Raw genomic sequence first — 25,876 nt, 5'->3', positions numbered from 1 at the left:
GTGTCGCCTCGCCGCCTTCCAGTGGGGATGGATCCGTCCAGGGTGCGGGGACCGGACGTCAGACCGCCACCGGAACGCTGCCCTCGGGTTCCTGCGGGCTCTCCGGATTGTCCTGCTTCTCCTTCGCCGCGACGCGTTCGGCGCGCTCGCGGCGGAACAGCACCACCCAGCCGACCGGCACCATCGCGGTGAACAGCCACCACTGGATCGCGTACGCCATGTGCGGGCCGATGCTGCTGTGGTCGGGCTCCGGGATCAGCGCGGGCTGGTGCGGGCCGGGCTTCGGCGAGACCGACACCAGCTCCAGATAGCCGGACACCAGGGTCGCGGGGACGAATTTCGCGTCCGCCGTGCTGCTGATCAGCATGATCTGCCGGTCGGGCAGGCCCTTGCGGTTGCGGATGCCGGTCGCGGACGTCGTCTCGTCGGGGCGCAGCCGCCCGGTCACGGTCACCTCGCCGGTCGGCGGCGGCGTGATCCTCGGGAATTTCGTCGGGTCGTCGCCGGGCGAGATCCAGCCGCGGTTGACCAGGACCGCCCGGCCGTCGTCCAGGATCAGCGGGGTGATGACGTGGTAGCCGACCTCCTGGCCGCCGCCGGAGGTGTCGTCGGAACCGGAGTTGCCCGCCGTACGGTGCCGGGCCACCACCTCGTGCGCCGTGTCGAAGTGGCCCTTGGCCGTCACCGAGCGGTACAGATCACGCTTCGGGAGGACGGCGCCGGGGTGCGTCACCGTCTCGACCGGGACCGGCTTCGCCGCCAGGCTCGCCGCGATGATCCTGTTGTTCGCCACCCGGTGCTCGTGCCGATGGAGCTGCCAGAAGCCCAGTCTGACCATGGTGGGCATCATGACCAGACCGAGGAGGGTGAGGAACACCCATTGGCGGGACCAGAGGAAGCGGTACACCCCACGACGGTACAACTCGGTCCCCGCGGCTCCTGCGGTAGGGGGTCACCTGTCCCGGGTCACCCGCTCCCGGGCTCAGGCCGGGGCGACCGTGCCGACCCGGTCCACGATCCCCGTCCCGCCCTCCGCCTTCGCGCAGTGCCCGCCGCAGTACCAGTGACCGTCCACCTCCACCCCGTGCCCCACGATCCGCACCATGCAGTGCTCGCAGATCGGCGCCATCCGGTGGATCGCGCACTCGAAGCTGTCGAAGACATGCACCGCGCCCTGCGCGTGCACCTCGAAGCTCATGACGTAGTCGTTCCCGCAGACCTCACAACGTGCCATGCCGCCAGGCTGCGGCCCCGCCCCCGCCCGGGCAACACGGCACGACCCGTCCGGGTCACGACATCACTCCGTCAGCCGTGGACGCCGTCGGCCGGGGTCACTGCCTTCAGGAGTTCGGTGAAGCGGTGCTCGTCGATGACGGGGGTGCCGAAGGTGCGGGCCTTGACGGCTTTGGAGGTGGGGGAGTCCGGGTCGTTGGTGACCAGCAGGCTGGTGAGGCGGCTGACGCTGGAGGCGACGTGCAGGCCCGCGTCGGTCGCCCGGTCCTCCAGCAGCTCGCGGTCTATCCCGGTGTCGCCGGAGAAGGCGACGCGCATGCCCTGCACGAGCGGCCCGTCGGGCGCGAGCCGCCCGGGGTTGGGGTACGGGCAGGCGGGCCGCTTGCGGGACGGGCGCCAGCCGGTGGTGCGGTACGCGCCGGGCCCGTACGAAGGGCGGCCGGAGCGCGGCGAGGGGACCGTCTCGGACGCGCCGTCGACCCACTCGGTGAGCGGCCGGCAGGTGTGCAGCGGCAGCGGGAGCCCGGCCGCGGCGGCCAGATGCAGGCTCGGCCGGAACGCCTCGGCCAGCACCCGCGCGTCGTCCAGGGCGTGGTGCGCCCGCCGCTGCTCGACCCCGTAGTGCGCAGCCAGCGACTCCAGCTTGTGGTTGGCCAGCGGCAGCCGCAGCTCCTTGGCGAGCACGATCGTGCACAGCCGCTGCTCGACGGGCGCGGCGGAACCGGCCCGCGCGTACTCCCGGGCGAGCATCGACCAGTCGAAGACCGCGTTGTGCGCCACCAGCACGCGCCCCGCGAGCCGTTCGGCGAGCTGTTCTGCGATCTCGGGGAAGAGCGGGGCGTCGGCGAGCATCGCGCCGGTGAGCCCGTGGATCCACACCGGCCCCGGGTCGCGCTGCGGGTTGACCGGCGAATACCAGTGGTCCTGCACCTCACCGCGGGCGTCCAGCCGGTACACCGCCGCGGACACTATCCGGTCGTCCCGGCCGAGTCCGGTGGTCTCGACGTCGACCACCGCGTATCCGTCCGGATAGGCGGTGGGCCACGGGGACGGGGGCGGTGCCTGCGCGGTGGAGTTGTCGAGCATGGTCACAGAGAATACGGCTCGCCACTGACAGCTACCGGCCACCCCGGCCCGTACTTGTCGGTAACAAGGTCTGGTGCGGCGCCCGGACGTGCCCCTATGGTGCGTTCATGCCGCAACTGCCCGATGTCGTGCTGTGGTCGATACCCGCCTTCGTGCTGCTCACCGTCGTGGAGATGGTGAGCTACCGCTTTCATCCCGACGAGGACGCCGCCGGTTACGGGGGCAAGGACACCGCCACGAGTCTGTCCATGGGACTGGGCAGTCTGGTCACCGACGCGCTCTGGAAGATCCCGGTCGTGGCGATCTACTCCGGTGTGTACGCGCTGACCCCGCTGCGGGTGCCCGTCGAGTGGTGGACGCTGCCGCTGATGCTGCTCGCGCAGGACTTCTTCTACTACTGGTCGCACCGCGGCCACCATGTGATCCGGATCCTGTGGGCCTGCCACGTCGTGCACCACTCCAGCCGGAATTTCAACCTCTCCACGGCACTTCGGCAGCCGTGGACCAGCCTCACGTCCTGGCCGTTCTACCTGCCGCTGATCGCGCTCGGCGTGCACCCGGCGGCGCTGGCCTTCTGTTCCTCCGTCAATCTCGTGTACCAGTTCTGGATCCACACCGAACGGGTCGACAAGCTGGCCGCCCCGCTGGAGTTCGTCCTCAACACGCCGTCGCACCACCGGGTGCACCACGCCTCCCAGGGCGGTTACCTGGACCGCAACTTCGGCGGCATCCTCATCGTCTGGGACCGGCTGTTCGGCTCCTTCACCGCCGAGGCCGAGACACCCGTCTACGGCCTCACCAAGAACATCGCCACCTACAACCCGCTGCGGGTCGCCACCCACGAGTACGCCGCGATCGCCCGCGACCTCGCCGCCGCCCCCACCTGGCGGGCCCGCGCGGGCCACCTCTTCCGCGGCCCGGGCTGGCGGCCGGAAGCGGCGGCGGACACCGCGGCGCCTGGCACGGCGGCGCCGGACATGTCGGTGTCGCCGGCACCGGCCACCACGACCAGCCCGTCCGTCTCGTGAGAACCCCTGGCCCGGGGACCGGTGCGCGCTCGCGGGACGCGTTCTGCGCCCTCGCCGTCCTCCATCTGACCGCGATCGCCCTGGACCAGCACCTCGTCCAACTGGCCACCAAACCCCTCCTGATGCCGGCGCTCGCGGCCTGGGCCGCCGCCCGCGGCGCCCCGCGCGCCCTGCTCGCCGCCCTGATGTGCGGCTGCGCGGGCGACGTCCTGCTGGAGATCGGCGGCACCGTCCCCTTCCTGCTCGGCATGGCCGGCTTCGCCGCGGGCCACATCTGCTACCTGCGGCTCTTCGCCGCCCGGCGACTTCACGGACACGCCCCGGGCCCGCAGCACGCGGTCTACGCCGTCGTGTGGGCGGTGATGGTCGCCCTGCTCTGGCCGGGACTCGACGCCGGACTCCGGGTCCCGGTCGCCGCCTACAGCCTGCTGCTGACGGCGATGGCGGCGGCCGCGTACGGCCTCGGCCCGGTCACGGCGCTCGGCGGCGCCCTCTTCCTGCTGTCCGACACGCTCATCGCGACCGGCCTCGCGGACTGGCCGGAGCTGCCGGGCCACGACTTCTGGATCATGGCGACCTATCTGGCGGCGCAGTCGCTGCTCGCCGCGGGGGCGCCGCGCGCGGTGGCGGCCGACCCGGCGTACCGTGGAGCCGCCCCGATCACACCGAGCTGACCAGCGAGGACACCGCATGCGCGCCACCGTCATCCACGCACCGCACGACCTGAGGGTGGAGGACGTGCCGGACGCGCGGGTCCGGCACGCGGGGGACGCCGTGGTCCGCGTGGTGCGGGCCTGCATCTGCGGCAGCGACCTGTGGGCGTACCGCGGGGAGTCCGCGCGCAAGCCCGGGCAGGGGGCACCCCCGCGCCCGAAGGGCTGAGGGGGAGGATCGGGCACGAATTCCTCGGCGTGGTGGAGGAGACCGGCGCCGACGTCTCCGGGCTGCGGACCGGCGACCTGGTCGTGGCGCCGTTCGTATGGTCGGACGGCGTGTGCGCGTACTGCGCCGAGGGCCTGACGACCTCCTGCGTACACGGCGGATTCTGGGGCTCGATCGGCGAGCAGGGCCAGTCCGACGGCGGCCAGGGCGAGGCGGTCCGGGTGCCGTTCGCCGACGCCACCCTCGTCAGGCTGCCCGCCGACGCGCTCTGCGACGAGCGGCTGCTGACCGCGCTGCTGTCGCTGTCCGACGTGCTGGGCACCGGGCACCACGCGGCCCTCGGCGCCGGGGTGCGGCCGGGCGCGACGGTCGCGGTGGTCGGGGACGGCGCCGTGGGCCTGTGCGGGGTGCTGGCCGCGAAGCGGCTGGGCGCTGGGGTCCCCCATGCCGGAGGCCAGGGGAGGATCATCGCGCTCGGCCGGCACCGGGCGCGCACCGACATCGCCCGGGGCTTCGGCGCCACCGACGTGGTCGCCGAGCGCGGCGACGAGGCCGTGGCCGCGGTCCGCCAACTGACGGGCGGACAGGGCGCGCACGCGGTGATCGAGGCCGTCGGCACCGAACAGTCGATGCGGACCGCGGTCGGCATCACCCGTGATGGCGGCGCCATCGGCTACGTCGGCGTCCCGCACGGCAGCGGCACGGGCCTCGACCTCGGCGAGATGTTCGACCGCAACATCGCGCTGCGCGGCGGTGTCGCGCCGGTCAGGACGTACATCCCCGAGCTGCTGCCCGACGTGCTGAACGGCAGCGTCGACCCGTCCCCGGTCTTCGACCTGACGGTGGGTCTCGGCGAAGTGCCCGACGGCTACCGCGCGATGGACGAGCGCACCGCCCTCAAAGTGCTGGTCAAGCTCTGAGAGAGCGGTGCGCGGCGGCTGCCCCCCCGTTACTCGACGACGGCGTCCAGCGCGTCCACGATGCCGTGCCCGTAGAAGCTGTTGTACGGCTTCGGGCCCGTGCAGGTGGCGTTCTGCACGCCGTCGCCGTCCGGGTCGTACAGCCCGGTCGGGCAACCGGGGTTGTCCGCCTCGGCCTTGAGCAGCGCCTGGAGCAGCGCCGGTGAGGCGTGCGGGTGCCGGCTCTTGATCAGCGCGGCGACCGCGGCGACATGCGGGCTGGCCATCGACGTGCCCTGTAGGTAGCCGTACTTTCCGCCGGGGAGCGTCGACAGGATGCGGCCGTTGCCGGACGGCGTGTCCGGGATCTGGTAGCCGTCGCCGCCGGGCGCGGCCACATCGATGACGTTCCGGCCGTAACTGGAGTAGTACGACTTGAGGTTCTGCGCGCCGGTCGCGGACACCGTGACGACGCCCGGGAGTTGGGTCGGGATGTCCAGGCAGACGTGCGGGTCGACGGTGCGGGTGACCGCCGTGGAGTCGTCGGGGCTTGAGGTGTCGGTCAGTGAGTGCGAGGCGAGGTCGTCGGCGCTGTTGCCCGCGGCGGCGACATTGAGCACACCCTTGCGGGTGGAGTACGCGGCGGCCCGCTGGACGGCGTCCACGATGGCGCGCTGGTCCGGGTCGTTCGGGCAGTTGTAGAGCCAAGGGTCGATGTAATAGCTGTTGTTGGTGACCGCGATGCCGTGGTCGGCGGCGAAGACGAAGGCGCAGACCACGCTCTCGGGGTAGAACAGCGCGGTGCCCGGCTCGCTGACCTTGATCGCCGCGATCCGTACGCCCGGGGCGACGCCCGCCACACCGACACCGTTGCGCGCGGCGGCGATCTCACCGGCCACATGGGTGCCGTGGTAGTCGACCGCGGGGTCCCACGGGCGCCAGGCGCCGGCCGAGGTGTCGGGGACACCGCCCACGCAGCTCGCGGACTGCTTCGGGGAGAAGTTGGCGGCCAGGTCGGGGTGGGTGTCGTCCACACCGGTGTCGATGATCCCGACGGTCACCCGGGGGCTGCCCGGGTTCACCCGCGCCGCCTTGTCGGCGCGGATCGCCCGCAGGTCCCACTGGTCGGCCTCCAACGGCTCCTGCCCGTCGGTCCGTTGCGCACCGATGGCGGCGGCCTCGGCGGCGGTCAGCGTCCGCAGGGAGCCCGCCTGGGTGGTCGCGGTCGGCTCGATGGCGGCCGTCCTGGTCGCCCCCGCGCTGTGCACGCCGCGCACCCGCCGGAGCGCCGCCCCGAAGCCGGGGTCGGCCGAATGCGCGACGATCACGCCTATCCGGTCGTAGGCGATCACCACTTGGCCGCCCGCACGGGATATCGCGCGCTCGACGGACTTCTGCGTGCCGCGCCCGCCGTCGACGGAGACGACGTACGACAGCAACGGCCCGTCCGTACGCGGCGCCTGGCCGTTCGTCCGCGGCGCCTGGCCGGGGTGCGCGGCGGTGGCGGCGCCGAGCCGGGCGTGCGCGGCCTGCGTGGCGGACGCCGATGTGGTGCCGGGGATCAGGGCGACGGCGGCGGCCATCGCCAGGCCGAGCCCGGATGTGAGCGCGCGGCGCCGCCGGGGGAGTCCTGGGAGCGGAACCATGGGGTCTCCAATCGTCCATCGGCCGCCGGACGGGCGGGTCTGCCGTACGGCGTGTGCATGACGATGGAAACTAGTGCCCAACGGGCGCCCGAAGAAGTCCACTTGCGCGGATCGGTCCGAAACGGCCCCGCGGCGGCGGCCGTTCAGCCGTCCCGGCGGCCGGATCGCAACGCCTGGATGCTCAGCAGCGGCAGCCGCACCCGGTACGGATGGCGGGGCGCGACCGGGGTGACGGTGGCGGCCGGGGCGGTGGGAGCCACGGGGGAGGCGGGAGAGCCGGCGGTGGTCGGCAGCCACACGCTCCCGTACGGCCTGCGGGCCGGGACCTGCGGCTGGTGCGGCGGCGGGGTGGGCGGGGTGTTCACGGCGGTGCCTCGGCGGATCCTGGGCGGCAGGGTGACGGGAGGGTGACGGCGTGGTGTGCGCCGCCGGACTGCTCAACGAACCGGGCGCGCCGCGGTGTCGCATCCGGCCGCGCGTGCTCGCCGGGTCGCCCGCCCGGCCGTATCTTCAACAAATTGTTGTAGATTGGCCTGCCGCATTGTCGGCACCACGTCATAGGGTGGAAGGACCGCGGCGCATCCGGCGCCCGGACGTGTCACGCGCACCCGAGCGCCCGAAAGGAGGCGGAGCCCGTGCTCATCGACACCTACGGCCGAGTGGCGACCGACCTCCGCGTCTCCCTCACCGACCGCTGCAATCTGCGCTGCACCTACTGCATGCCGGAAGAGGGCCTGCAGTGGCTGGCCAAGCCCGATCTGCTGACCGACGACGAGATCGTCCGGATGGTACGGATCGCGGTCACCGAGCTGGGCGTGACCGATGTCCGCTTCACCGGCGGCGAGCCGCTGCTGCGGCCCGGCCTTGTCGGCATCGTCGAGCGCTGCGCGGCCCTGGAGCCGCGCCCCAAGCTGTCGCTGACCACCAACGGCATCGGGCTGCGCCGCACCGCCGCCGCGCTGCGCGCCGCGGGCCTGGACCGGGTCAATGTCTCCCTCGACACCCTGCGGCCCGAGGTCTTCCGCACCCTGACCCGCCGCGACCGGCACGCGGACGTCCTGGCCGGCATGGCCGCCGCCGCCGAGGCGGGCCTGGCCCCGGTGAAGGTCAACGCGGTGCTGATGCGCGGCGTCAATGACGACGAGGCGCCCGAGCTGCTGGCCTGGGCCGTCGAGCGGGGCTACGAACTGCGCTTCATCGAGCAGATGCCGCTCGACGCCCAGCACGGCTGGCAGCGCACCGACATGGTCACCGCGGACGAGATCCTCGCCGCCCTGCACGACCGCTTCACCCTCACCCCCGAGGGCGAGTCGACCCGCGGCTCCGCGCCCGCCGAGCGCTGGCTGGTGGACGGCGGCCCGGCCCGGGTCGGTGTGATCGGCTCGGTCACCCGCCCCTTCTGCCACGCCTGCGACCGTACGCGGCTGACCGCCGACGGCCAGGTCCGCAACTGCCTGTTCGCCCGCGAGGAGTCCGACCTGCGCTCGGCGCTGCGCTCCGGCGCCTCCGACGCGCGGATCGCCGAGCTGTGGCGGGCGGCGATGTGGGGCAAGAAGGCGGGCTCGGGCCTGGACGACCCGGCCTTTGCGCAGCCCGAGCGCCCGATGTCAGCGATCGGCGGCTGAGCCGCCGCCCCCGGAGTCCTGCGAGTTCTCCCACTCGGCGAGCGGCACGACGTCCTTGAGGAAGCCGCGCATCCCCAGGAACTGCGACAGGTGCTCGCGGTGCTCCTCGCACGCCAGCCACGTCTTGCGCCGCTCCGGCGTGTGGAGTTTCGGGTTGTTCCAGGCCAGCACCCACACCGCGGGGGTACGGCAGTCCTTCGCCGAGCAGATCGGCTTCTCGTCGGTCACGGGACCCAGTAAACAGAACCGTCGCCGGGCATGGCGACGCCGGGCAGCCACGGGGGGAGCCGCCCGGCGTCGGTCCGTCGCTCCGACGGGGGATGCGGAGCGCGTACGAAGTATGTCACGCGCTCAACCGTCCGTGGAATGGAACTTCACGATTGATCTGAGCTTTTCTTGAGGTTCGGCGCGGCGGGCTCGGGAACGTACGCGGCACGCCGTTCCGCATCGGCCGGCTCGCCCGCCTCCAGCATCGGCCTGGCCTGCGGAAGCACGAAGGACGACGGCAGCGAGGGCACGTTCTCGCGGCCCGCGTTGGCGAAGACCACCGCCACGTACGGCAGCAGCACGCCGACCACCAGCATCCCCCAGGCCAGCACGCGTTCGACGTCCCACAGCACCACGGTGAGGATCACCGAGACGGTACGGATCGACATCGAGATGATGTACCGCCGCTGCCGCCCCGCCACGTCCTGGGTCAGCCCGGTACGTGCTCCTGTGATCTGGAAGACCTCAGGCCCGCCCTGCTTCCGCATCGCGCTCCCACCACCCGCTCGCTCGGCCGAGCTGTGCTGATCACGGGTCACAGCGCCCGGCCCGGTCTCCTTACGGTACGCCGCGACCCCGCCCGCATCGAGAGCGGGGTGCGGGCGGGGCGCGGCCGGGTACGTCGGACGGCCCTCTCGACATGCGGTGCGGCCGGAGCGGGCACAGACTGGCGGCACGAGTGCCGGGCGTTCGCCGCCCGGACGCGAGGAGGCGAGTGACATGGGTTGGTTGTGGGCGATCATCGTCGGTCTGGTGCTGGGTCTGATCGCCAAGGCGATCCTGCCCGGCAAGCAGACGCTGCCGCTGTGGCTCACCGTGATCTGCGGTATGGGCGGCAGTGTGCTCGGCAATGCCGTGTCCACCTGGATCGGCGTCAACGACACCAAGGGGTTCGACTGGACCCGGCACGTACTGCAGCTCATCGGCGCCGTGGTCGTGGTGGCCGTCGGCGACGCCCTCTGGTCGATGTACAAGGGCACCAGGAAGACCACCGCACCACGGTGACGCCCGGCGGGGTCAGGCGTCGGCCTGCCGCAGCCGCTCCGGCGGGACGCGGTCGGTCAGCCACACCCCGTTGGCACTGACCCGGAAGACATGGCCCTCGGCGGCCAGCCCCCGGGCGTCCACCACCAGCACCACCGGACGGCCGTGCCGTGCTCCCACGCGCACGGCCGTCTCCCTGTCCGCCGACAGGTGCACGTCCTGCCGCGACATCGGCCTGAGCCCCTCCGCCAGGATCAGCGGCAGGGTCCGGGCGGCGGTGCCGTGGTAGAGCACCTCCGGCGGTTCCACGGCCTCAAGGCCCAGCTCCACGGTCACCGAATGACCCTGGCTGGCCCGTATCCGGCGGCCGTCCTCGGAGTAGGCGAACCGCTTCTTGTTGTTGGTCGCCACCACATGGTCCAGGTCGGCGCGCGAGATGCGGCGGCCCTTGGCGGCACACGCGGCCAGCAGCACGTCCACCTCGACCCAGCCCGCCGCGTCGAGCGTGATGCCGACCGCGTCCGGATTGTGCCGCAGCACCATCGACAGGAATTTCGACGTCCTGACCGTCTTCTTCTCGTCCAGCATGATCCTTTCGTTCCTCTGATTCCTCATGTCGTCTTCCTCGGGCCGTCGCGGTCAGACTCCTTGGCTGACCGAACTCATGTTGAAGTCCGGGATCCGCAGGCTCGGTGCCGCGGCCCGGGTGAAGTAGTCGCTCCACTCGCGCGGCAGCGTCCGCTCGGTGCGGCCCGCCTCGGCGGCCCGGCCCAGCAGGTCCACCGGCGACTCGTTGAAGCGGAAGTTGTTCACCGCGCCGGTCACCTCGCCGTTCTCGACGAGGTAGACGCCGTCGCGGGTGAGGCCGGTGAGCAGCAGCGTGGCCGGGTCGACCTCGCGGATGTACCACAGGCAGGTCAGCAGCAGCCCGCGCTCGGTGTCCGCGACCAGTTCCTCCAGGGAGCGGGTGCCGCCGCCGTCCAGCACCAGATTGTCGACGCCGGGCGCCACCGGCAGCCCGGTGAGGCCGGCGCTGTGCCGGGTGGTGGTGAGATGGGTGAGCGAGCCGTCCCGGATCCAGTCCACCGGGCCGAGCGGCAGCCCGTTGTCGAACACCGAGATGTCGTCGCCCGAGGCGTGCGCGATCACGAAGGGCGCCGCTTCGAGGCCGGGCTCCGCCGGGTCGCTGCGCAGCGTCAGCGGCAGCGGGGACAGCTTCTCGCCGACCCTGGTGCCGCCGCCGGGACGGCTGAAGACCGTACGGCCCTCCGCCGCGTCCCGGGCCGCCGCCGACCAGAGCTGGTAGATCATCAGGTCCGCGACGGCCGACGGCGGCAGCAGCGTCTCGTACCGGCCCGCCGGCAGCTCGACCCGGCGCTCGGCCCAGGCCAGCCGCTGGGCCAGACCGGTGTCCATGGCCCGCGGGTCCACATCGGTGAAGTCCCGGGTGGCGGCGCCCGCCCACGCCGAGCGCGTACGGTCCGGGGACTTCGCGTTGAGCTCCAGGGTGCCGGTCGGCTGGTCGTGCCGCAGCCGCAGCCCGGTCGAGGAGCCCAGATACGTCGAGGTCATCGAGTGGAAGGCGAAGCCGTACAGCTCGCGTCCGCCGGCGCGGGCCGTCGCGAAAGCCTCGCCGAGGGCGGGTGCGAAGGACGCGAAGACGTCCGAGCCGGTCTCGGCGGGCGCCTCGGTGAAGGCGGCCGACGCGGGCACGTCCGCCACCAGGGGCTGCGCGTCCTCGGCCGGGCCCGCCTCGCGCGCGGCCGCCTCGGCGGCCCGCACCAGCGGCTCCAGCTCGTCGGCGGTCACCGCGGCGCGGGAGACCACACCGGAGGCGGTGCCCTGGGCGCCGTCCACGGTGGCGATCACGGTGAGCGTACGGCCGCGGGTGACGCCGTTGGTGGTCAGCGCGTTGGCCGCCCAGCGGAGATTGGCGCTGGACTCCTCCTCGGCGATCACCACGCAGCCGTCCGCGGTGGACAGCTCCAGCGCCCGCTCGACGATCTCGTGCGGCTTGCTCGTCGCGCTGCTCATCGTCCGGCCTCCTGGGTGGTGTTGAGAATGCTGACGCCCCGGAAGAGGGCCGACGGGCAGCCGTGGCTGACGGCCGCGACCTGGCCCGGCTGGGCCTTGCCGCAGTTGAACGCGCCGCCCAGCACATAGGTCTGCGGGCCGCCGACGGCCTCCATCGAGCCCCAGAAGTCGGTGGTGGTGGCCTGGTAGGCGACGTCCTTGAGCTGGCCCGCCAGCTTGCCGTTCTCGATCCGGAAGAACCGCTGCCCGGTGAACTGGAAGTTGTAGCGCTGCATGTCGATCGACCAGGACCGGTCGCCGACCACGTAGATGCCGCGTTCGACGCCGCCGATCAGCTCCTCGGTCGAGGGCCCGTCGGGCGCCGGCTGGAGCGAGACATTGGCCATCCGCTGCACCGGGACATGGCCGGGGGAGTCGGCGTACGCGCAGCCGTTGGACCGCTCGAAGCCGGTGAGTTTCGCGATCCGCCGGTCGAGCTGATAGCCGACAAGGGTGCCGTCCTTGATCAGGTCCCAGGACTGTCCGGCCACGCCCTCGTCGTCGAAGCCGACGGTGGCCAGGCCGTGCTCGGCGGTGCGGTCACCGGTGACATTCATCAGCGGGGAGCCGTACTTGAGGGTGCCGAGCTGGTCGAAGGTGGCGAAGGAGGTGCCCGCGTACGCCGCTTCGTAGCCGAGTGCGCGGTCCAGCTCGGTGGCGTGGCCGATCGACTCGTGGATGGTCAGCCACAGATTGGACGGGTCGACCACCAGGTCGTACGCGCCCGCCTCGACCGACGGCGCGCGCATCTTCTCGGCCAGCAGCTCGGGGATACGGGCCAGTTCGGCGTCCCAGTCCCAGCCGGCGGCGGGATCGGTCAGATACTCCCAGCCGCGGCCGACCGGCGGCGCCAGGGTGCGCATCGAGTCGAAGTCGCCGGTGGCCGGGTCGACCGAGACCGCGGTCAGCTGCGACTGGAGGCGGACCCGCTGCTGTGTCGTGGTGGTGCCGGCGGTGTCGGCGTAGAACTTGTTCTCCTGCACGGTCAGCAGCGAGGCGTCCGCGTGGTCCACCCCGTCGGCCGCCAGCAGCCGCGCCGACCACTCGGACAGCAGCGCCGTCTTCTCGGCGTCCGGGACGTCGAACGGGTTGATCCCGTACGCCGACACCCACACCCGGTCGGCGTGCACCGGCTCGTCGGCCAGCTCCACGCGCTCGTCGGAGCCCGCCGCCGCGATCACCTTCGCGGACAGCCTGGCCATCGCGACGGCCTGCGCGGCGACCTTCGCCGCCGCGTCCATCGTCAGGTCGACACCGGAGGCGAAGCCCCAGGCGCCGCCGTGCACCACCCGTACCGCGTAGCCGAGATCGGTGGTGTCCGAGCTGCCGGACGGGCGGGCGTCGCGCAGCCGCCAGGTCGCGCCGCGCACCCGCTCCAGCCGGAAATCGGCATGGTCGGCGCCCAGCGCGCGGGCGCGGGCCAGCGCGGCGTCGGCGAGTGCCCGCAGCGGCAGCGCCAGAAATGACTGATCGACCTCATGAGGCACGACGGACTTCCCCTTCGACCGTTCGACAGGTACTCGCAGTGAATCATGACCGGCCGACAGCCAGCGCGTACTTTTCCCGCCCCTGTGGACAAACGCGCCGCCGCCCGCGACCGGCCGGCGACCGGCACCCGGCCGGCGCCGTACGACGCACTGAGGATTCGTCAGATGCCAATACGGTCAGACTTCTTGAGGTTGGTCCAGACCAATCTCTATGCTCGGGTCGCCGCCCTCACTCCTGTCCGCTGCACCACATCCCGCACCACACCCCGCATGACCCCGCATGACAAGGAGCCCCCCACATGTCAGCACGCCGCAATGCGGTCACGCTCGGCGCGGTCGGCGCCGCCGCACTCACGATCGCCGCGCTCACCCCGGTGACCGCGAGCGCGCACGGAGCGCTCAGCACCCCGGTCAGCCGGGTCTCCGGCTGCTTCGCCGAAGGCCCGGAACACCCCCAGTCGCAGGTCTGCAAGGACCTGGTCGCCGACAGCGGCACCCAGCCGCTGTACGACTGGAACGAGGTCAACATCGCCAACGCCAACGGGCAGAGCCGCACGATCATCCCCGACGGCCACCTCTGCTCCGCCAACCGCGACAAGTACCGGGCGCTGGACTGGGCCCGTACCGACTGGCCCGCCACCACCGTCGCGGCCGGCACCACCGACATCAGCTTCCGCGTCACCGCCCCGCACAAGGGCACCATGACGCTCTACATCACCAAGGCCGGCTACGACCCGACCAAGCCGCTGAAGTGGTCCGACCTGGACGACACCCCGATCGCCGTCTACAACACCGTCGCGTCGGCGCCCAGCGGCTACTACACCTTCCCGGCCACCCTGCCCAGCCGCACCGGCAGGCATCTGATCTACCAGGTGTGGCAGCGCAGTGACAGCCCCGAGGCGTTCTACGGCTGCTCCGATGTCGTCTTCGGCCAGGGAACGCAGGCGGCCGCCGCGGCCGCCCCGAAGGCGCCGACCGAGCAGCAGATCGCGGCCGGCGCGGCCAGGTCCACCGTCAGCCACCACGGCCACGGCGGCGACGTCGCCGTGACATCCACCACGGCGAAGCTCGCCACCAGCGACGTGACCGCCGGGGACAGCTCGACCGGCACCCTGGAGACGACGCTGTCCGGCAGCGCCGTGCTGGCCTCGGGGGCCGTGGGGCTGCTGCTCTGGAGCCGCCGCAAGGCCGCCGCCCGCGCGAAGGTCTGACCGCCGCTTCTGTAGGAAGCCCACAGCGACCACGGGAGCAGCCTGTCGGGGCCGATTCCCCGGAACGGTGCCGGGACCGATAGCTTTTCACGGAGAAACTCACGACTTAGGGAGTGATCCGTTGAGCCGCTCGGTTCTCGTCACCGGAGGCAACCGGGGCATCGGCCTCGCCATCGCCCGCGCCTTCGCCGACGCGGGCGACAAGGTCGCCATCACCTACCGCTCGGGCGAGCCGCCGGCCGAGCTGCTGGAGCGTGGCTGCCTGGCGGTGCGCTGCGACATCACCGACTCCGAGCAGGTCGAACAGGCATACAAGGAGATCGAGGAGAAGCACGGCAACGTGGAGGTGCTGGTCGCCAACGCCGGCATCACCAAGGACCAGCTCCTGATGCGGATGTCCGAGGACGACTTCACGTCCGTCGTCGACACCAACCTCACCGGCACCTACCGGGTCGTGAAGCGCGCCAACCGCGGGATGCTGCGGGCCAAGAAGGGCCGTGTCGTCCTGATCTCGTCGGTCGTCGGACTGCTCGGCTCGGCCGGACAGGCCAACTACGCCGCGTCCAAGGCCGGACTCGTCGGCTTCGCCCGGTCGCTGGCCCGCGAACTGGGTTCGCGCAACATCACCTTCAACGTCGTGGCACCCGGTTTCGTCGACACCGACATGACCCAGGTGCTCACCGACGAGCAGCGCGAGGGCATCGTGGCGCAGGTGCCGCTCGGCCGCTACGCGAAGCCCGAGGAGATCGCCGCGACGGTGCGGTTCCTCTCCTCGGACGACGCCTCGTACATCACTGGAGCCGTCATCCCCGTTGACGGCGGATTGGGCATGGGTCACTGAGAACATGAGCGGAATCCTCGACGGCAAGCGCATCCTCATCACGGGTGTGCTGATGGAGTCCTCCATCGCCTTCCACGCGGCCAAGCTGGCCCAGGAGCAGGGGGCCGAGATCCTCCTGACCGCCTTCCCCCGGCCCACCCTCACCGAGCGCGTCGCCAAGAAGCTGCCGAAGCCGGTCAAGGTCATCGAGCTGGACGTGACCAACGCCGAGCACCTGGAGCGCCTGGAGAAGGTGGTCCGCGAGGAGCTGGGCGGCCTCGACGGCCTGGTGCACTCCATCGGCTTCGCCCCCCAGGACGCCATGGGCGGCAATTTCCTCAACACCTCCTTCGAGTCCGTCGCGACGGCCATGCACGTCTCGGCGTTCTCGCTGAAGTCGCTGACGATGGCCTGCCTTCCGCTGATGCCTGCACCTGACAGCGCCTCCGGCACGGGCGGCGGCTCGGTCGTCGGCCTGACCTTCGACGCGCAGTTCACCTGGACCGGTTACGACTGGATGGGCCCGGCCAAGGCGGCGCTGGAGGCGACCTCCCGCTACATGGCCCGCGACCTCGGCCCGCGCAATGTGCGGGTCAACCTGGTCTCCGCCGGTCCGATCGGCTCGATGGCCGCGAAGTCGATCCCCAGCTTCAACGAGCTGTCGGACACCTGGAACCACCTGTCCCCGCTGGAATGGAGCACCGCCGACCCGGAGCCGGCCGGTCGCGGCATCGTCGCGCTGCTCTCCGACTGGTTCCCGAAGACCACCGGCGAGATCGTGCACGTGGACGGCGGCGTGCACGCGGTCGGCGGCTGACCGTACGGCGGACGTCCCGTACGGCGAGTGTCCGTACGGCGAGTGTCCATACGGCGGACGCCTTCGTCACGAAGCACTGCAGTGCCCCGCACCGGACAGGTGCGGGGCACTGCAGTGTCCGTGTCCGTGTCCGTGACCGGCGTCCGGGGTCAGCGGGTGAGCGCGCCGCCGAAGCGGCAGTGGAAGGCGTGGTCGCGGGCCTCGGCCGCCGCCGTCACCGGGTCGGCGGCGCGGATCGCGGTGACCAGTCCGGCGTGGTCCAGATGGTCCTCCGGCCGCAGGTCGGTGCCCACGTCGGCGCGCAGGAAGTCCCGCAGCACCTCGCCGAGGTCGGCGTAGAGCGCGGTGAGCACGTCATTGTGCGAGGCCGCCACCACGGCCAGGTGCAAGGTCGCGTCGGCCTCGACGAAGATCTCGGCGGCGCCGGACTCCCAGGCCCGTTCACGCCGCTCCAGCGCCGCGTCGAGCTGCCGCAGATCGGCGTCGGTCCTGCGCTGCGCGGCGAGCGCGGCGGCGGTGCCTTCCAGCGAACCGCGCAGCTCGGCCACGTGCAGCGGATCGGCGTCGGCGAAGCGGGCGCGCATCACACCGGCAAGCTCGCTGGTGGCCACCACATAGGTGCCGGAACCCTGCCGGATGTCGAGCAGACCGTTGTGCGCGAGCGCCCGCACCGCCTCGCGCACGGTGTTGCGCGCCACACCGAGCCGCTCGACCAGCTCGGGTTCCGTGGGGATACGGGAGCCGACCGGCCACGCACCCGAGGTGATCTCGGAGCGGAGGCTGGCGATCGTACGGTCGGCGAGTGTGGTGTGCCGGGGCACGGGACCGAGATTCATCCCATCATTCTATGATGGGTGCATGCGTGATGACGAATCCCCCGCCCCCGGCACCGCGAAGGGCCTGACCGCCACCCCGACACCGGCCGCGATACCGGTCCAGGCCGCCGCCACGCCCTCCGGCGCCTCCCGTACCGCGTCCGCCGCCGCGCCCGGCACCGGCGCGAGCCCCTGGCTGCGCCGCCTCGTCGTCGTCGGACTCCTGCTGGCCGCCGTCAACCTCCGCCCCGGCATCACCAGCCTCGGCGCCCTGCTGGAGGAGGTCCGCGACGGCCTCGGCATGAGCGGCACCATGGCGGGCCTGCTCACCTCCGTGCCCTCCGCGTGCTTCGCGCTCTTCGGCTTCGCCGCGCCCCGGCTGGCCCGCCGCTTCGGCCCGGGCGCCGTGGTCTGCGTCGGCATGGCCGCCATCACCGCCGGGCTCGCGCTGCGCCCGCTGGCCGGGAACACCGTGCTGTTCCTGGTCCTCAGCGCCCTCGCGCTCGGCGGCATCGCCGTCTCGAACGTGCTGATGCCGGTCATCGTCAAGCGCTACTTCCCCGACAAGGTCGGCACGATGACCGGCCTGTACTCGATGGCCCTGTCGCTCGGCACCGCGCTGGCCGCCGCCGTCACCGTCCCCATGACGCACGCCCTCGGCCACGGCTGGCGGCTCGGCCTCGGCGTCTGGGCCGCCCTGGCCGCGGTCGCCGTGCTGCCCTGGCTGCCGCTGGTCCGCGACCGTACGGGCGCGCCGCGCGAGCCGGTCGGGACCCCCGCCGAGGACAGCACGCGGTCCGCCGACCGTGCGCAGGCCACCGACCGTACGCGGGCCACTGACCGTACGCGGGCCGCCGGGGACGGCGGTTCCGGCCGGATCACCGGCAGCCGCACCGCCTGGGCGCTCGCCTGCTTCTTCGGGCTCCAGGCCACCGCCGCCTACATCACCATGGGCTGGATGCCGCAGATCTTCCGGGACGCCGGCCTGTCCGCCGACAAAGCGGGCCTGCTGCTCGCCGTCACCATGGTGATGGGTGTGCCGCTGTCCTTCGTACTGCCGCCGCTGGCCGCCCGGATGCGCACCCAGGGCCCGCTGGTGGTGCTGCTCGGCGTCTTCGGCCTGATCGGCTACGCGGGCCTGTGGAGCGCCCCGGCCGCCGCGCCGTGGGTGTGGGCGCTGCTGCTCGGCGTCGCCAACTGCGCCTTCCCGCTGGCCCTGACGATGATCGGGATGCGCTCGCGCAGCGGCGCGGGAGTGGTCAGGCTGTCCGCCTTCGCGCAGAGCACCGGCTATCTGATCTCCATCCCCGGGCCGATCCTGGTCGGCACGCTCAACCAGGCGAGCGGCGGCTGGGGGCTGCCGATCCTCTTCATGACCGCGCTGATGGTGCCGCAGATCGTCTGCGGGGTGCTCGCCGGACGCAGACGGCACATCGAGGACGAATGGTGACCCCGGTGCGGGGGAGACGCGGCCCGGTGCGAGACTGAGCCCATGCCCGTACTCGAACCGAACCCCCCGCAGAGCCAGCGGCGCCTGCTCATCGTCTTCGGACTCATGATGGGTGTCCCCGCGCTGGTCGCCATCGTCGCCACCATCGCCGCCCGCATGGGCTGACGAGGCCGCCCGCCCGTCCGCGGCGCCCGTCCGTACGGCCGCTTCCGGCCACGACCCCGACAGGGGGGTGGGGACAACCCCACCATCCCTAGGGGGTCAGGGTCAGGGTCAAGTGGGTGGACGACCGGATGGGGTCACACGGCGCCCGCCCGTAGCGTCTCAGTGCAGTCAGACAGCAGTCAGACAACGGCACTTCGACGGTTCTCCGGAGGCGGTCACCGTGACCACGCAGTCCCCGCACTTCTACTCCCGGCAGTCCGGGACCACCGCCGGCCCGGCCACCGGGAAGCACGAGCCGGAGCAGGTGCAGACCCGGCTGCCGTGGTGGGCGGTCGCGCTGCCCGCGCTCGCCTTCGCGGCCCTGCTCGCGCTGCTCAGCGGCGGCACCGCCGACGCCTCCACCGCCTCCTCCTCCGGCGATCTGCTCGGCCGGATCGCGGCGGCCCTGCCGCACTTCGTCGCGCACATCCTGTGACCCGTTCCGCGCGTCCCACGAACCGCCGCCGGCCCCGCACCGCACGCCCCGGCAGGGTACGCAGCGCCGGGCGGTACGGCGCAGGAGATCGCCCATCCCGCGCCTGACAGCGGGTTTTCTGGAAAGCTGAGGGGCATGACCGCCGATTCGCCCCGCACGATCGTCCTGCTCCGCCACGCCAAGGCCGACTGGCCGTCGGTCGCCGACCACGAGCGGCCACTGGCCGACCGGGGACGGCTGGACGCCGCTGCGGCGGGCCGCCGCCTCGCCGACGACGGCATCACCCCGGAACTCGCCCTGTGCTCCACCGCGGTCCGTACCCGGGAGACCTGGAAGCTCGCCGCGCACGAGATGCCGCACCGCCCGAAGACCGTCTACGAGGAGCGGCTCTACGAAGCCACCCTGGGCGATCTGCTGGCCCTGCTCACCGAGACCCCCGACGAGATCGGCTCGCTGCTGCTGATCGGCCACAATCCCGGCACCCACGCGCTCGCCGACGCCCTCGCGGGCGGCGCGGAGGGCGACACCGCCGCCCGGATGTCCCGCGGCTTCCCGACCGCCGCCTTCGCCGTCGTCACCTTCTCCGGCTCCTGGAAGTCCGTCGAGCACGGTGTCGGCCGGCTGACCGCCTTCTGGGCACCGCACGACTGAGCCGCCGCGTACGGCCCACGGCCGCGCTCGCGGTCAGAGCGTGGGGACGCCGTCCAGCGCGTCGGCGGCCTCGATCTCCTCGCGGGTGATGCCCAGCAGATACAGCACCGTGTCGAGGAAGGGCACCGTCACGGCGGTGTCCGCGGCCTGCCGGACGACGGGCTTGGCGTTGAAGGCGACGCCGAGCCCGGCCGCGTTGAGCATGTCCAGGTCGTTGGCGCCGTCGCCGATCGCCACGGTCTGGCTCAGCGGCACCCCGGCCTGCTCGGCGAAGCTGCGCAGCAGCCGTGCCTTGCCCGCCCGGTCCACGATCGGGCCGATCACCTTGCCGGTGAAGCGGCCGTCCACCACCTCAAGGGTGTTGGCCGCCGCGAAGTCCAGGCCGAGCCGCGCCTTGAGGTCGTCGGTGACCTGGGTGAAACCGCCGGAGACGACACCCACCTGGTAGCCGAGCCGCTTGAGCGTACGGATCAGGGTGCGCGCGCCGGGTGTCAGCCGCACCTCGGAGCGGACCTTGTCCACCACCGAGGCGTCCAGACCCGCCAGCAGCGCCACCCGCGCGTGCAGCGACTGCTCGAAGTCCAGCTCGCCGCGCATCGCGGCGGCCGTCACCTGCGCGACCTCGGCCTCGCAGCCCGCGTGCGCGGCGAAGAGTTCGATCACCTCGTCCTGGATGACGGTGGAGTCCACGTCCATCACCACCAGCCGCTGCGCCCTGCGCTGCAAGCCTGCCGGGACCACCGCGACATCGATGCCGAGCGCCGCCGCCTCCACCGAGAGCACCGAGCGCAGCGCCCCGGGCTCGGCGCCCGAGACGGCGAACTCGACCGCGGTCACCGGGTACTTGGCGAGCCGGAAGATCCGGTCGATGTTGCCGCCGGCGTTGGTGATCAGCGCCGCGGTGGCGGCCGTCGACTCCGCGGTGAGCGGCCGGCCGAGCACGGTGACATGCGAACGGCCCTCGCCGCGCGGCCGGTTGTCGCCCGTGCCGGAGATGATCTCCGCCTCCATGCCGATGGACTCGGCCCAACTGTGCACGGTGGAGCGCAGTTCGCCCTCCAGCGCGGCGGCCGGGGCCGTCACCAGGGCGCACAGCACTATCCGGCCCCGGGTGACCACCTGCTCGATGTCCACCACGTCCAGCCGGAAGGCGGCGAGCGTGTCGAAGAGCCCGGCGGTGATGCCGGGGCGGTCCTTGCCGAAGATCTTGACAAGGAGGGTGGGCGCGTCCGCCGGAGGAACGTCGGCGACAGGCGCGGGCTGCGAGACGTCGTTCATGGTGGTCCCACCGTATCGGCCCGGCCCGGCGGGGCGACCGCCCGTCTCGGGTGGCGGACCGCCCCGGTCAGCGGGGGCGGCGCGGCGGGCGGGGCGCCGCGGGCGGCGGGGGAGGCGGCGGCTCCGGCCACTTGTCCTCGGACCCGCCCGGGGCGGGGCGGCGCGGGCCGGGCGGCGGGCCCACGACGGTCGGCGAGTCCGCGCCACCGGCCCCGGGCGCGGCCTGCTCCTCCCCGGACCGCGGCTCCGCGTACGGGTTCGACTCGTCCTCGGGCCGGTAGACCGGGCTCGGCAGATACGGTCCCGGCTCGTACGCGATCGCCGGATACGTACGGCCCGCGTCGTCACCACCGGGCGCTCCGGCCGGCGTCCCCTTGCCGGTCTCCGCCGCCGCTTCGCCGTACGGCCCCGCGGGCGCGGCGCCGGGCGGTTCGGCGTACGGATGGTCGGCTGGCGGCTCGGCGTACGGATTGTCCACCGATGGTTCCGCGTACGGGTTGTCGGCCACCGGCAGTACGGCCGTGGCGACCACCGGCACCCCGCCGGTGGCGGGAACGGCGGCCGGGACCTGGCCGTCGGGACCGGCCGCACCGGACATACCGGCCAGCGCCAGCGGCGCGACCTGCCGCCCCGCGGACCCGAAGGCCAGCGCCAGCAGCGCGCCCAGGGCCGCCGCGCCCGCGCCCCACAGGGCGCCGAGCAGCAGCCCCAGCGGCAGGGAGCCGTGCAGATCGATCCCGGCGCCGACCGCATCGAGGCCGAACACCGACAGATTGGCGTTCACCTTCACCTTGCTCAGTTGGGTGAGCAGCGGCAGCGCGAGCGCCGTGACGATCCCGAGCCGCAGCGCGCACCGGCCCACGAACCCGGTCTTCGTGCTGTCGCCGAGCGGTGTACGGGTGGCGGTCAGCGCGCCCGCGACCAGCATCATCAGCGCGATGGCGACCGGCAGCAGCCACACCCGCCCGTCGAGGTCGGCGAGCGCGCCCGGTGTGATCGTCTTGCCCGCGCCCCCGGCCAGCAGCTTGTCGACGGGGTCGGGCAGGAACGCCGTCAGCGGTCCCGACGCCTGGCCCTTCCACGGCACGAACAGGCCGAGCGGCACCGCGAGCCACACCCCGTTGGGCGCGCCGATCAGCGCGCCGCCCATGATCCGGCCCGGCTCGTCACCGGTCAGCGCCGCGTAGCAGGCCGCCGCGTCACCCGCGAGCACCGCGACGACCAGCACCGCCACCAGCGCGGACACCGCGGGCCGCACCGTACGGTGCACGCCCTCCCAGCCGGCCGGCAGCGGGGTACGGCGCGAGGCGAGCAGCGCGATCAGCAGCACGCCGAGCACCCACAGCAGACCGCCCATCAGGGTCCGGCCGGTGGCGACCTCGAAGGTGATCGACGCTTTGGTCTGGATCAGCCCCTGCAGACCGTCCGCGAGGCCGCCGCTGATCTTGCCGACGCCCGGCAGCTTGCCCAGCAGGTCGTCGGTGGTGCCCTTGGACGGGCTCAGCGCGGAACCGTCGATGGCGACCGTGTCCTGCCCGGCCCAGGCGAGGCCGCCGAGCACGGCGAGGAAGAGCACCGCGGTGCTCACCACCCGCGCCAGCAGTTCCCGCACGCTCACCTCGGCACCGGCCCGGCGCAGCGAACGCAGGAAGACCCACGACAGCAGCAGCGCGCCGACCAGGGCCACGCCCAGCGGCGCTATCCCGATCCCGGCCTGCGTCTGCGAGCCGCTGAGCCCGAACGCCCCGACGTCGCCGCCGGGCCGCGCCTTGCCGCCGACCGCCATCGCGACCACGGCGGCGGTCATCGGCCCCAGCGAACCGGCGGTGTCCGCGCCGAGCAGATGGAGCGCGAGCGCGGCCGTGCCCGCCATCGCCAGAAAAGCCCAACTCACCGACGCCACAGCGGCGAGCAACACACTCGTCCACGGCGTGGTCCGTGCACTCATCCCGACCCCCGAGGCCGTACGTCCCCCGCGCGTGCACGCCGACGCGAGCACGCGAGCACCAGCACCTCAATGCGCCCCACTCTCCGGGGCCGAGCGGGCCGCCGTCAACGTCCGTTGCGGAACCCGTACATCGGGGCTGTTTTCTGTTACGAGACAGGAGCCTGCAATAGTTCCTCCCGAACTTCGCTATCTCTAGACTCCCCCCATGGGGGACTACTCGGGGGACAACACATGGGGCTTGGGGTGCCTGAACTCGTACTCGAATTGAACGGACGGACCTGGACGCTGGACGCGGCCAGGTCGTACAGCCTCGGGCGCGACCCGTCGGGTGATCTGGTGATCAACGATGCCCGGGTGTCGTGGCGCCATGCCACGATCCGGCGCGGGGAGCGCGGTTGGCTCATAGAGGACCTGGGCAGCACCAACGGCACGTTCGTGCAGGGGCAGCGGGTCCAGCAGACCGAGGTCGGGCCCGGCTCGACCATCCACCTCGGCAACGCCACGGACGGCCCCCGGCTCAACTTCGCCGCGGGCGCCCCGGCGGGCGGCGACGTGTACAGCGCGGAGACCGCGCACGCGACGCCGCAGCAGCGCTACCAGCAGGCGCCCGTCGCCGCGCAGGCCGCGGCGGCCCCGCCGCACGTCCAGCCGCAGGCGCAGCCGCAACAGCACGCGCAGCCGCAGATGCCGCAGCAGGCCCAGCCGCACGTCCAGCCGCCGGCCCAGCAGGCGCAGATGCACGCCCAGGCGCCCGCCGCGCCGCCGCGCCAGCAGCAGCCGGGCGGCTGGGGCCAGCAGCCGCCCGCCCAGCAGCCGCCGCAGCAGTACGCGCCGCAGCAGCCCCAGCCCCAGCAGGGCCAGGGCGGCTGGGGCCGGCCCGGCCAGCAGCCGCCGGTCCAGCAGCCGCCGGCCCCGCGCCAGCAGCCGCAGCAGCCCGCCGGCGGACACCCGCAGGGCGTGCGCAGCCCGACCACCTTCCACCAGCTCGCCCTCGGCCGGGTCATGAAGATCGGCCGTGCGCTGGAGAACGAACTGGTCGTCTCCGACCTCCAGGTCTCCCGTTACCACGCGGAATTCCGGGCGCACCCCGACGGCCGCTACGAGATCGTCGACCTCGGCAGCCACAACGGCACCTATGTCAACGGTCAGCCGATCCAGCGCCATCTGCTCGGCCCCAACGACATCGTCGGCGTCGGCCACTCCACCTTCCGGCTGGTCGGCGACCGTCTCGAGGAGTTCGTCGACACCGGCGAGGTCTCCTTCTCGGCCCGCCGCCTGACGGTCACCGTGCCGCACGGCAAGACCACCAAGCAGATCCTCAAGGACGTCTCCTTCGGCGTCCCGGAGAAGTCGCTGATCGGTGTGATCGGCCCGTCCGGTTCCGGCAAGTCCACGCTGCTGCGCGCGCTGACCGGCTACCGGCCCGCCGACCAGGGCGAGGTGCTGTACGACAACCGGAACCTGTACAAGCAGTTCGCCGAGCTGCGGCAGCGCATCGGCCTGGTCCCGCAGGACGACATCCTGCACAAGGAACTCCAGGTCAAGACCGCGCTGCGGTACGCCGCCAAGCTCCGCTTCCCCGGTGACACCGCGTCCGCCGAGCGCGAGGCGCGGATCGACGAGGTGCTGCGCGAGCTGAAGCTCGACATCCACGCCGACAAGCGCATCACCTCGCTCTCCGGCGGCCAGCGCAAGCGCGTGTCCGTCGCCCTGGAGCTGCTCACCAAGCCGTCGCTGATCTTCCTGGACGAGCCGACCTCCGGCCTCGACCCGGGCATGGACCGCGACGTGATGAAGCTGCTGCGCGGCCTGGCCGACGACGGCCGCACCGTCCTGGTCGTCACCCACTCGGTGGCCGAACTGGCGCTGTGCGACAAGCTGCTGGTGATGGCCCCGGGCGGCTCCGTCGCCTACTTCGGCCCGCCGGACGAGGCGCTGAACTTCTTCGGCTACGAAACCTGGGCCGATGTCTTCTCCGCCTTCGAGAACTACCGCGACTACGACTGGGGCGGTCGCTGGCACGGCTCGCAGCACTACCAGATGTACGCCGCGGAGCTGGACCAGGCGGCGCCGCAGCAGGCGCCGGTGATCCCGCACCAGGTGGCCAGGCCGCCCAAGCCGCAGGCGTGGATGCCGCAGCTGATCACGCTGATCCGCCGCTATCTGTCGGTGATCGCCTCCGACCGCGGCTTCATCGCCCTGATGTTCATCCTGCCCGCCGTGCTCGGCGTGGTGAGCGTGGTCATCCCGGCGGCCAGCGGCCTCGGCCCCGGACCGGTCAAGGCGCACGGCATCAACAAGGACGCGGGCACCATCCTGCTGATCCTCGCGGTCGGCGCCTGCTTCTCCGGCGCCGCCAACTCCGTGCGTGAGCTGATCAAGGAACGGGTCATCTACGAACGGGAACGGGCCACCGGCCTGTCGCGGTCGGCGTATCTGATGTCCAAGGTCATCGTGCTCGGCCTGATCACCGCGGTGCAGGGCGCCATCATCTGCGGCATCGGCTTCGCACCGCGCACCATGCCCACCGAGGGCGTGATCTCCAAGGGCCAGCCCGCGATCGAGATGACGCTCGCCATCATCGGCCTCGGCTTCACCTCGATGATGTTCGGCCTGATCATCTCCTCGCTGGTGAAGACCGCAGAGAAGACGATGCCGCTGCTGGTCATGTTCGCCATCGTCCAGGTGGTCTTCACCGGCGTGCTCTTCCAGCTCTACGACTCGCCCGGCATCGAGCAGTTCGCCTGGCTGATGCCGTCGCGCTGGGCGGTCGGCGCGCTGGGCGCCACGGCGAATCTCAATGTGATCATGCCGTGGGACCCGACGGGTCCGCCGGACTCGCTGTGGAAGCACACCGCGGGCACCTGGACGCTCGACATGATCGTGCTGCTGGCGCTCGGCGCCGTCTGCGGTGTCGTGGTCTCCCGGCTGCTGCGCCGGCACGAGCCGGAAGTCATGCGGAAGTAATCGGTCCGAATACACGGAAAGGGCGGTGGGACCATTCGGTCCCACCGCCCTTTCGTACTACGGCTGTTG

The 25,876-nt window shown here is 72.3% G+C and carries 25 protein-coding genes and 1 pseudogene; 13 read left to right on the top strand and 13 right to left on the bottom strand.

The window, feature by feature from the left end; genetic code table 11:
* Positions 1-58: 58 nt before the first annotated feature.
* The 3 genes from BM076_RS16730 to BM076_RS16720 all read right to left on the bottom strand — a co-directional run bounded on the left by BM076_RS16730 (position 59) and on the right by BM076_RS16720 (position 2,319).
* Complete coding sequence (locus BM076_RS16730; protein WP_093714365.1) at positions 59-907, bottom strand: SURF1 family cytochrome oxidase biogenesis protein; 849 nt, start codon at positions 905-907, stop codon at positions 59-61.
* A 75-nt stretch (positions 908-982) separates the two neighbouring features.
* Positions 983-1,234: a hypothetical protein gene (locus BM076_RS16725; protein WP_093714364.1), complete on the bottom strand. Its 252-nt coding sequence runs from the start codon at positions 1,232-1,234 to the stop codon at positions 983-985.
* Between the two features lie 71 nt (positions 1,235-1,305).
* Entirely contained in the window at positions 1,306-2,319 is a 1,014-nt protein-coding gene (locus BM076_RS16720; RefSeq protein WP_093714570.1) for a DEDDh family exonuclease, read from the bottom strand.
* Positions 2,320-2,426: 107 nt separating this feature from the next.
* On the opposite strand from BM076_RS16720, the gene BM076_RS16715 reads away from it, so the two are divergent.
* From BM076_RS16715 to BM076_RS16705, 3 genes and pseudogenes are all read left to right on the top strand, one after another.
* The gene (locus tag BM076_RS16715; protein ID WP_093714363.1) at positions 2,427-3,347 is read left to right on the top strand and encodes a sterol desaturase family protein; all 921 of its coding nucleotides are present in this window, start codon (positions 2,427-2,429) and stop codon (positions 3,345-3,347) included.
* Positions 3,344-4,021 (top strand): lysoplasmalogenase, encoded by a 678-nt coding sequence (locus BM076_RS16710; RefSeq protein WP_407640665.1) that lies wholly within the window; start codon positions 3,344-3,346, stop codon positions 4,019-4,021. Before BM076_RS16715 ends, BM076_RS16710 begins: the two co-directional genes overlap by 4 nt.
* A 16-nt stretch (positions 4,022-4,037) precedes the next feature.
* Positions 4,038-5,149, top strand: a pseudogene (locus BM076_RS16705) (zinc-dependent alcohol dehydrogenase family protein).
* Between the two features lie 29 nt (positions 5,150-5,178).
* Here BM076_RS16705 and BM076_RS16700 read toward each other — a convergent pair.
* Both BM076_RS16700 and BM076_RS16695 read right to left on the bottom strand, forming a co-directional pair.
* Positions 5,179-6,774 (bottom strand): S8 family peptidase, encoded by a 1,596-nt coding sequence (locus BM076_RS16700; protein ID WP_093714362.1) that lies wholly within the window; start codon positions 6,772-6,774, stop codon positions 5,179-5,181.
* Between the two features lie 143 nt (positions 6,775-6,917).
* The gene (locus BM076_RS16695) at positions 6,918-7,139 is read right to left on the bottom strand and encodes a hypothetical protein (protein ID WP_093714361.1); all 222 of its coding nucleotides are present in this window, start codon (positions 7,137-7,139) and stop codon (positions 6,918-6,920) included.
* 270 nt (positions 7,140-7,409) lie between these two features.
* On the opposite strand from BM076_RS16695, the gene moaA reads away from it, so the two are divergent.
* Entirely contained in the window at positions 7,410-8,399 is a 990-nt protein-coding gene (gene moaA / locus BM076_RS16690; protein ID WP_218160076.1) for a GTP 3',8-cyclase MoaA, read from the top strand.
* On the opposite strand, the gene BM076_RS16685 is transcribed toward moaA, so the two are convergent.
* Positions 8,382-8,636: a hypothetical protein gene (locus tag BM076_RS16685; RefSeq protein WP_093714568.1), complete on the bottom strand. Its 255-nt coding sequence runs from the start codon at positions 8,634-8,636 to the stop codon at positions 8,382-8,384. The two genes, moaA and BM076_RS16685, sit on opposite strands and share 18 nt — an antisense overlap.
* A gap of 137 nt (positions 8,637-8,773) precedes the next feature.
* Positions 8,774-9,154: a DUF3099 domain-containing protein gene (locus tag BM076_RS16680; protein ID WP_093714359.1), complete on the bottom strand. Its 381-nt coding sequence runs from the start codon at positions 9,152-9,154 to the stop codon at positions 8,774-8,776.
* A gap of 232 nt (positions 9,155-9,386) precedes the next feature.
* Here BM076_RS16680 and BM076_RS16675 point away from each other — a divergent pair, with 232 nt between their 5' ends.
* Positions 9,387-9,671, top strand: a complete 285-nt coding sequence (locus BM076_RS16675) for a GlsB/YeaQ/YmgE family stress response membrane protein (RefSeq protein ID WP_093714358.1) — start codon at positions 9,387-9,389, stop codon at positions 9,669-9,671.
* Positions 9,672-9,683: 12 nt separating this feature from the next.
* Here BM076_RS16675 and BM076_RS16670 read toward each other — a convergent pair whose 3' ends face one another.
* Genes BM076_RS16670 through BM076_RS16660 form a run of 3 tightly spaced genes read right to left on the bottom strand, consistent with a single transcriptional unit; the run spans position 9,684 to position 13,210 of the window.
* Positions 9,684-10,265, bottom strand: coding sequence for an RNA 2'-phosphotransferase (locus tag BM076_RS16670; protein WP_245796104.1), 582 nt, complete (start codon positions 10,263-10,265; stop codon positions 9,684-9,686).
* 24 nt (positions 10,266-10,289) lie between these two features.
* Positions 10,290-11,684 (bottom strand): metallopeptidase TldD-related protein, encoded by a 1,395-nt coding sequence (locus BM076_RS16665; RefSeq protein ID WP_093714356.1) that lies wholly within the window; start codon positions 11,682-11,684, stop codon positions 10,290-10,292.
* Positions 11,681-13,210 (bottom strand): TldD/PmbA family protein, encoded by a 1,530-nt coding sequence (locus BM076_RS16660; protein ID WP_093714355.1) that lies wholly within the window; start codon positions 13,208-13,210, stop codon positions 11,681-11,683. The genes BM076_RS16665 and BM076_RS16660 overlap by 4 nt, the downstream gene beginning before the upstream one ends.
* Positions 13,211-13,509: 299 nt before the next feature.
* Between BM076_RS16660 and BM076_RS16655 the strand changes: the two genes are divergently transcribed.
* From BM076_RS16655 to fabI, 3 genes are all read left to right on the top strand, one after another.
* Positions 13,510-14,421 (top strand): lytic polysaccharide monooxygenase auxiliary activity family 9 protein, encoded by a 912-nt coding sequence (locus BM076_RS16655; protein WP_093714354.1) that lies wholly within the window; start codon positions 13,510-13,512, stop codon positions 14,419-14,421.
* Between the two features lie 121 nt (positions 14,422-14,542).
* Positions 14,543-15,262, top strand: a complete 720-nt coding sequence (gene fabG / locus BM076_RS16650) for a 3-oxoacyl-[acyl-carrier-protein] reductase (protein WP_093714353.1) — start codon at positions 14,543-14,545, stop codon at positions 15,260-15,262.
* Between the two features lie 4 nt (positions 15,263-15,266).
* A complete protein-coding gene (gene fabI, locus BM076_RS16645; protein ID WP_093714352.1) occupies positions 15,267-16,058 on the top strand; it encodes an enoyl-ACP reductase FabI in 792 nt (263 codons plus the stop codon).
* 149 nt (positions 16,059-16,207) lie between these two features.
* Here fabI and BM076_RS16640 read toward each other — a convergent pair whose 3' ends face one another.
* Positions 16,208-16,894 (bottom strand): FadR/GntR family transcriptional regulator, encoded by a 687-nt coding sequence (locus tag BM076_RS16640; RefSeq protein ID WP_093714351.1) that lies wholly within the window; start codon positions 16,892-16,894, stop codon positions 16,208-16,210.
* 22 nt (positions 16,895-16,916) lie between these two features.
* Here BM076_RS16640 and BM076_RS16635 point away from each other — a divergent pair, with 22 nt between their 5' ends.
* The 4 genes from BM076_RS16635 to BM076_RS16625 all read left to right on the top strand — a co-directional run bounded on the left by BM076_RS16635 (position 16,917) and on the right by BM076_RS16625 (position 19,614).
* Positions 16,917-18,323 carry a CynX/NimT family MFS transporter gene (locus BM076_RS16635; protein ID WP_093714350.1) on the top strand — a complete coding sequence of 469 codons (1,407 nt, stop codon included), beginning with the start codon at positions 16,917-16,919 and terminating at the stop codon, positions 18,321-18,323.
* Positions 18,324-18,365: 42 nt separating this feature from the next.
* Positions 18,366-18,488, top strand: coding sequence for an SGM_5486 family transporter-associated protein (locus BM076_RS38015; RefSeq protein WP_265737098.1), 123 nt, complete (start codon positions 18,366-18,368; stop codon positions 18,486-18,488).
* A gap of 220 nt (positions 18,489-18,708) precedes the next feature.
* A complete protein-coding gene (locus tag BM076_RS16630; protein ID WP_093714349.1) occupies positions 18,709-18,963 on the top strand; it encodes a hypothetical protein in 255 nt (84 codons plus the stop codon).
* Between the two features lie 135 nt (positions 18,964-19,098).
* Positions 19,099-19,614 carry a SixA phosphatase family protein gene (locus BM076_RS16625; RefSeq protein WP_093714348.1) on the top strand — a complete coding sequence of 172 codons (516 nt, stop codon included), beginning with the start codon at positions 19,099-19,101 and terminating at the stop codon, positions 19,612-19,614.
* 33 nt (positions 19,615-19,647) lie between these two features.
* Here BM076_RS16625 and serB read toward each other — a convergent pair whose 3' ends face one another.
* Together serB and BM076_RS16615 are read right to left on the bottom strand one after the other, a co-directional pair.
* A complete protein-coding gene (gene serB / locus BM076_RS16620; RefSeq protein WP_093714347.1) occupies positions 19,648-20,892 on the bottom strand; it encodes a phosphoserine phosphatase SerB in 1,245 nt (414 codons plus the stop codon).
* A gap of 67 nt (positions 20,893-20,959) precedes the next feature.
* Positions 20,960-22,840 (bottom strand): streptophobe family protein, encoded by a 1,881-nt coding sequence (locus BM076_RS16615; RefSeq protein ID WP_093714346.1) that lies wholly within the window; start codon positions 22,838-22,840, stop codon positions 20,960-20,962.
* 231 nt (positions 22,841-23,071) lie between these two features.
* Here BM076_RS16615 and BM076_RS16610 point away from each other — a divergent pair, with 231 nt between their 5' ends.
* On the top strand, positions 23,072-25,807 hold the full coding sequence (locus BM076_RS16610) for an FHA domain-containing protein (RefSeq protein ID WP_093714345.1): 2,736 nt from the start codon (positions 23,072-23,074) through the stop codon (positions 25,805-25,807).
* The last annotated feature ends 69 nt before the right edge of the window (positions 25,808-25,876 follow it).

The sequence above is a fragment of the Actinacidiphila alni genome, from assembly GCF_900112845.1.
Classification (GTDB): Bacteria; Actinomycetota; Actinomycetes; order Streptomycetales; family Streptomycetaceae; genus Actinacidiphila; species Actinacidiphila alni.
The sequence above is the reverse complement of the archived record's forward strand: the minus strand, read 5'-3'. Positions and strand labels throughout refer to the sequence as shown.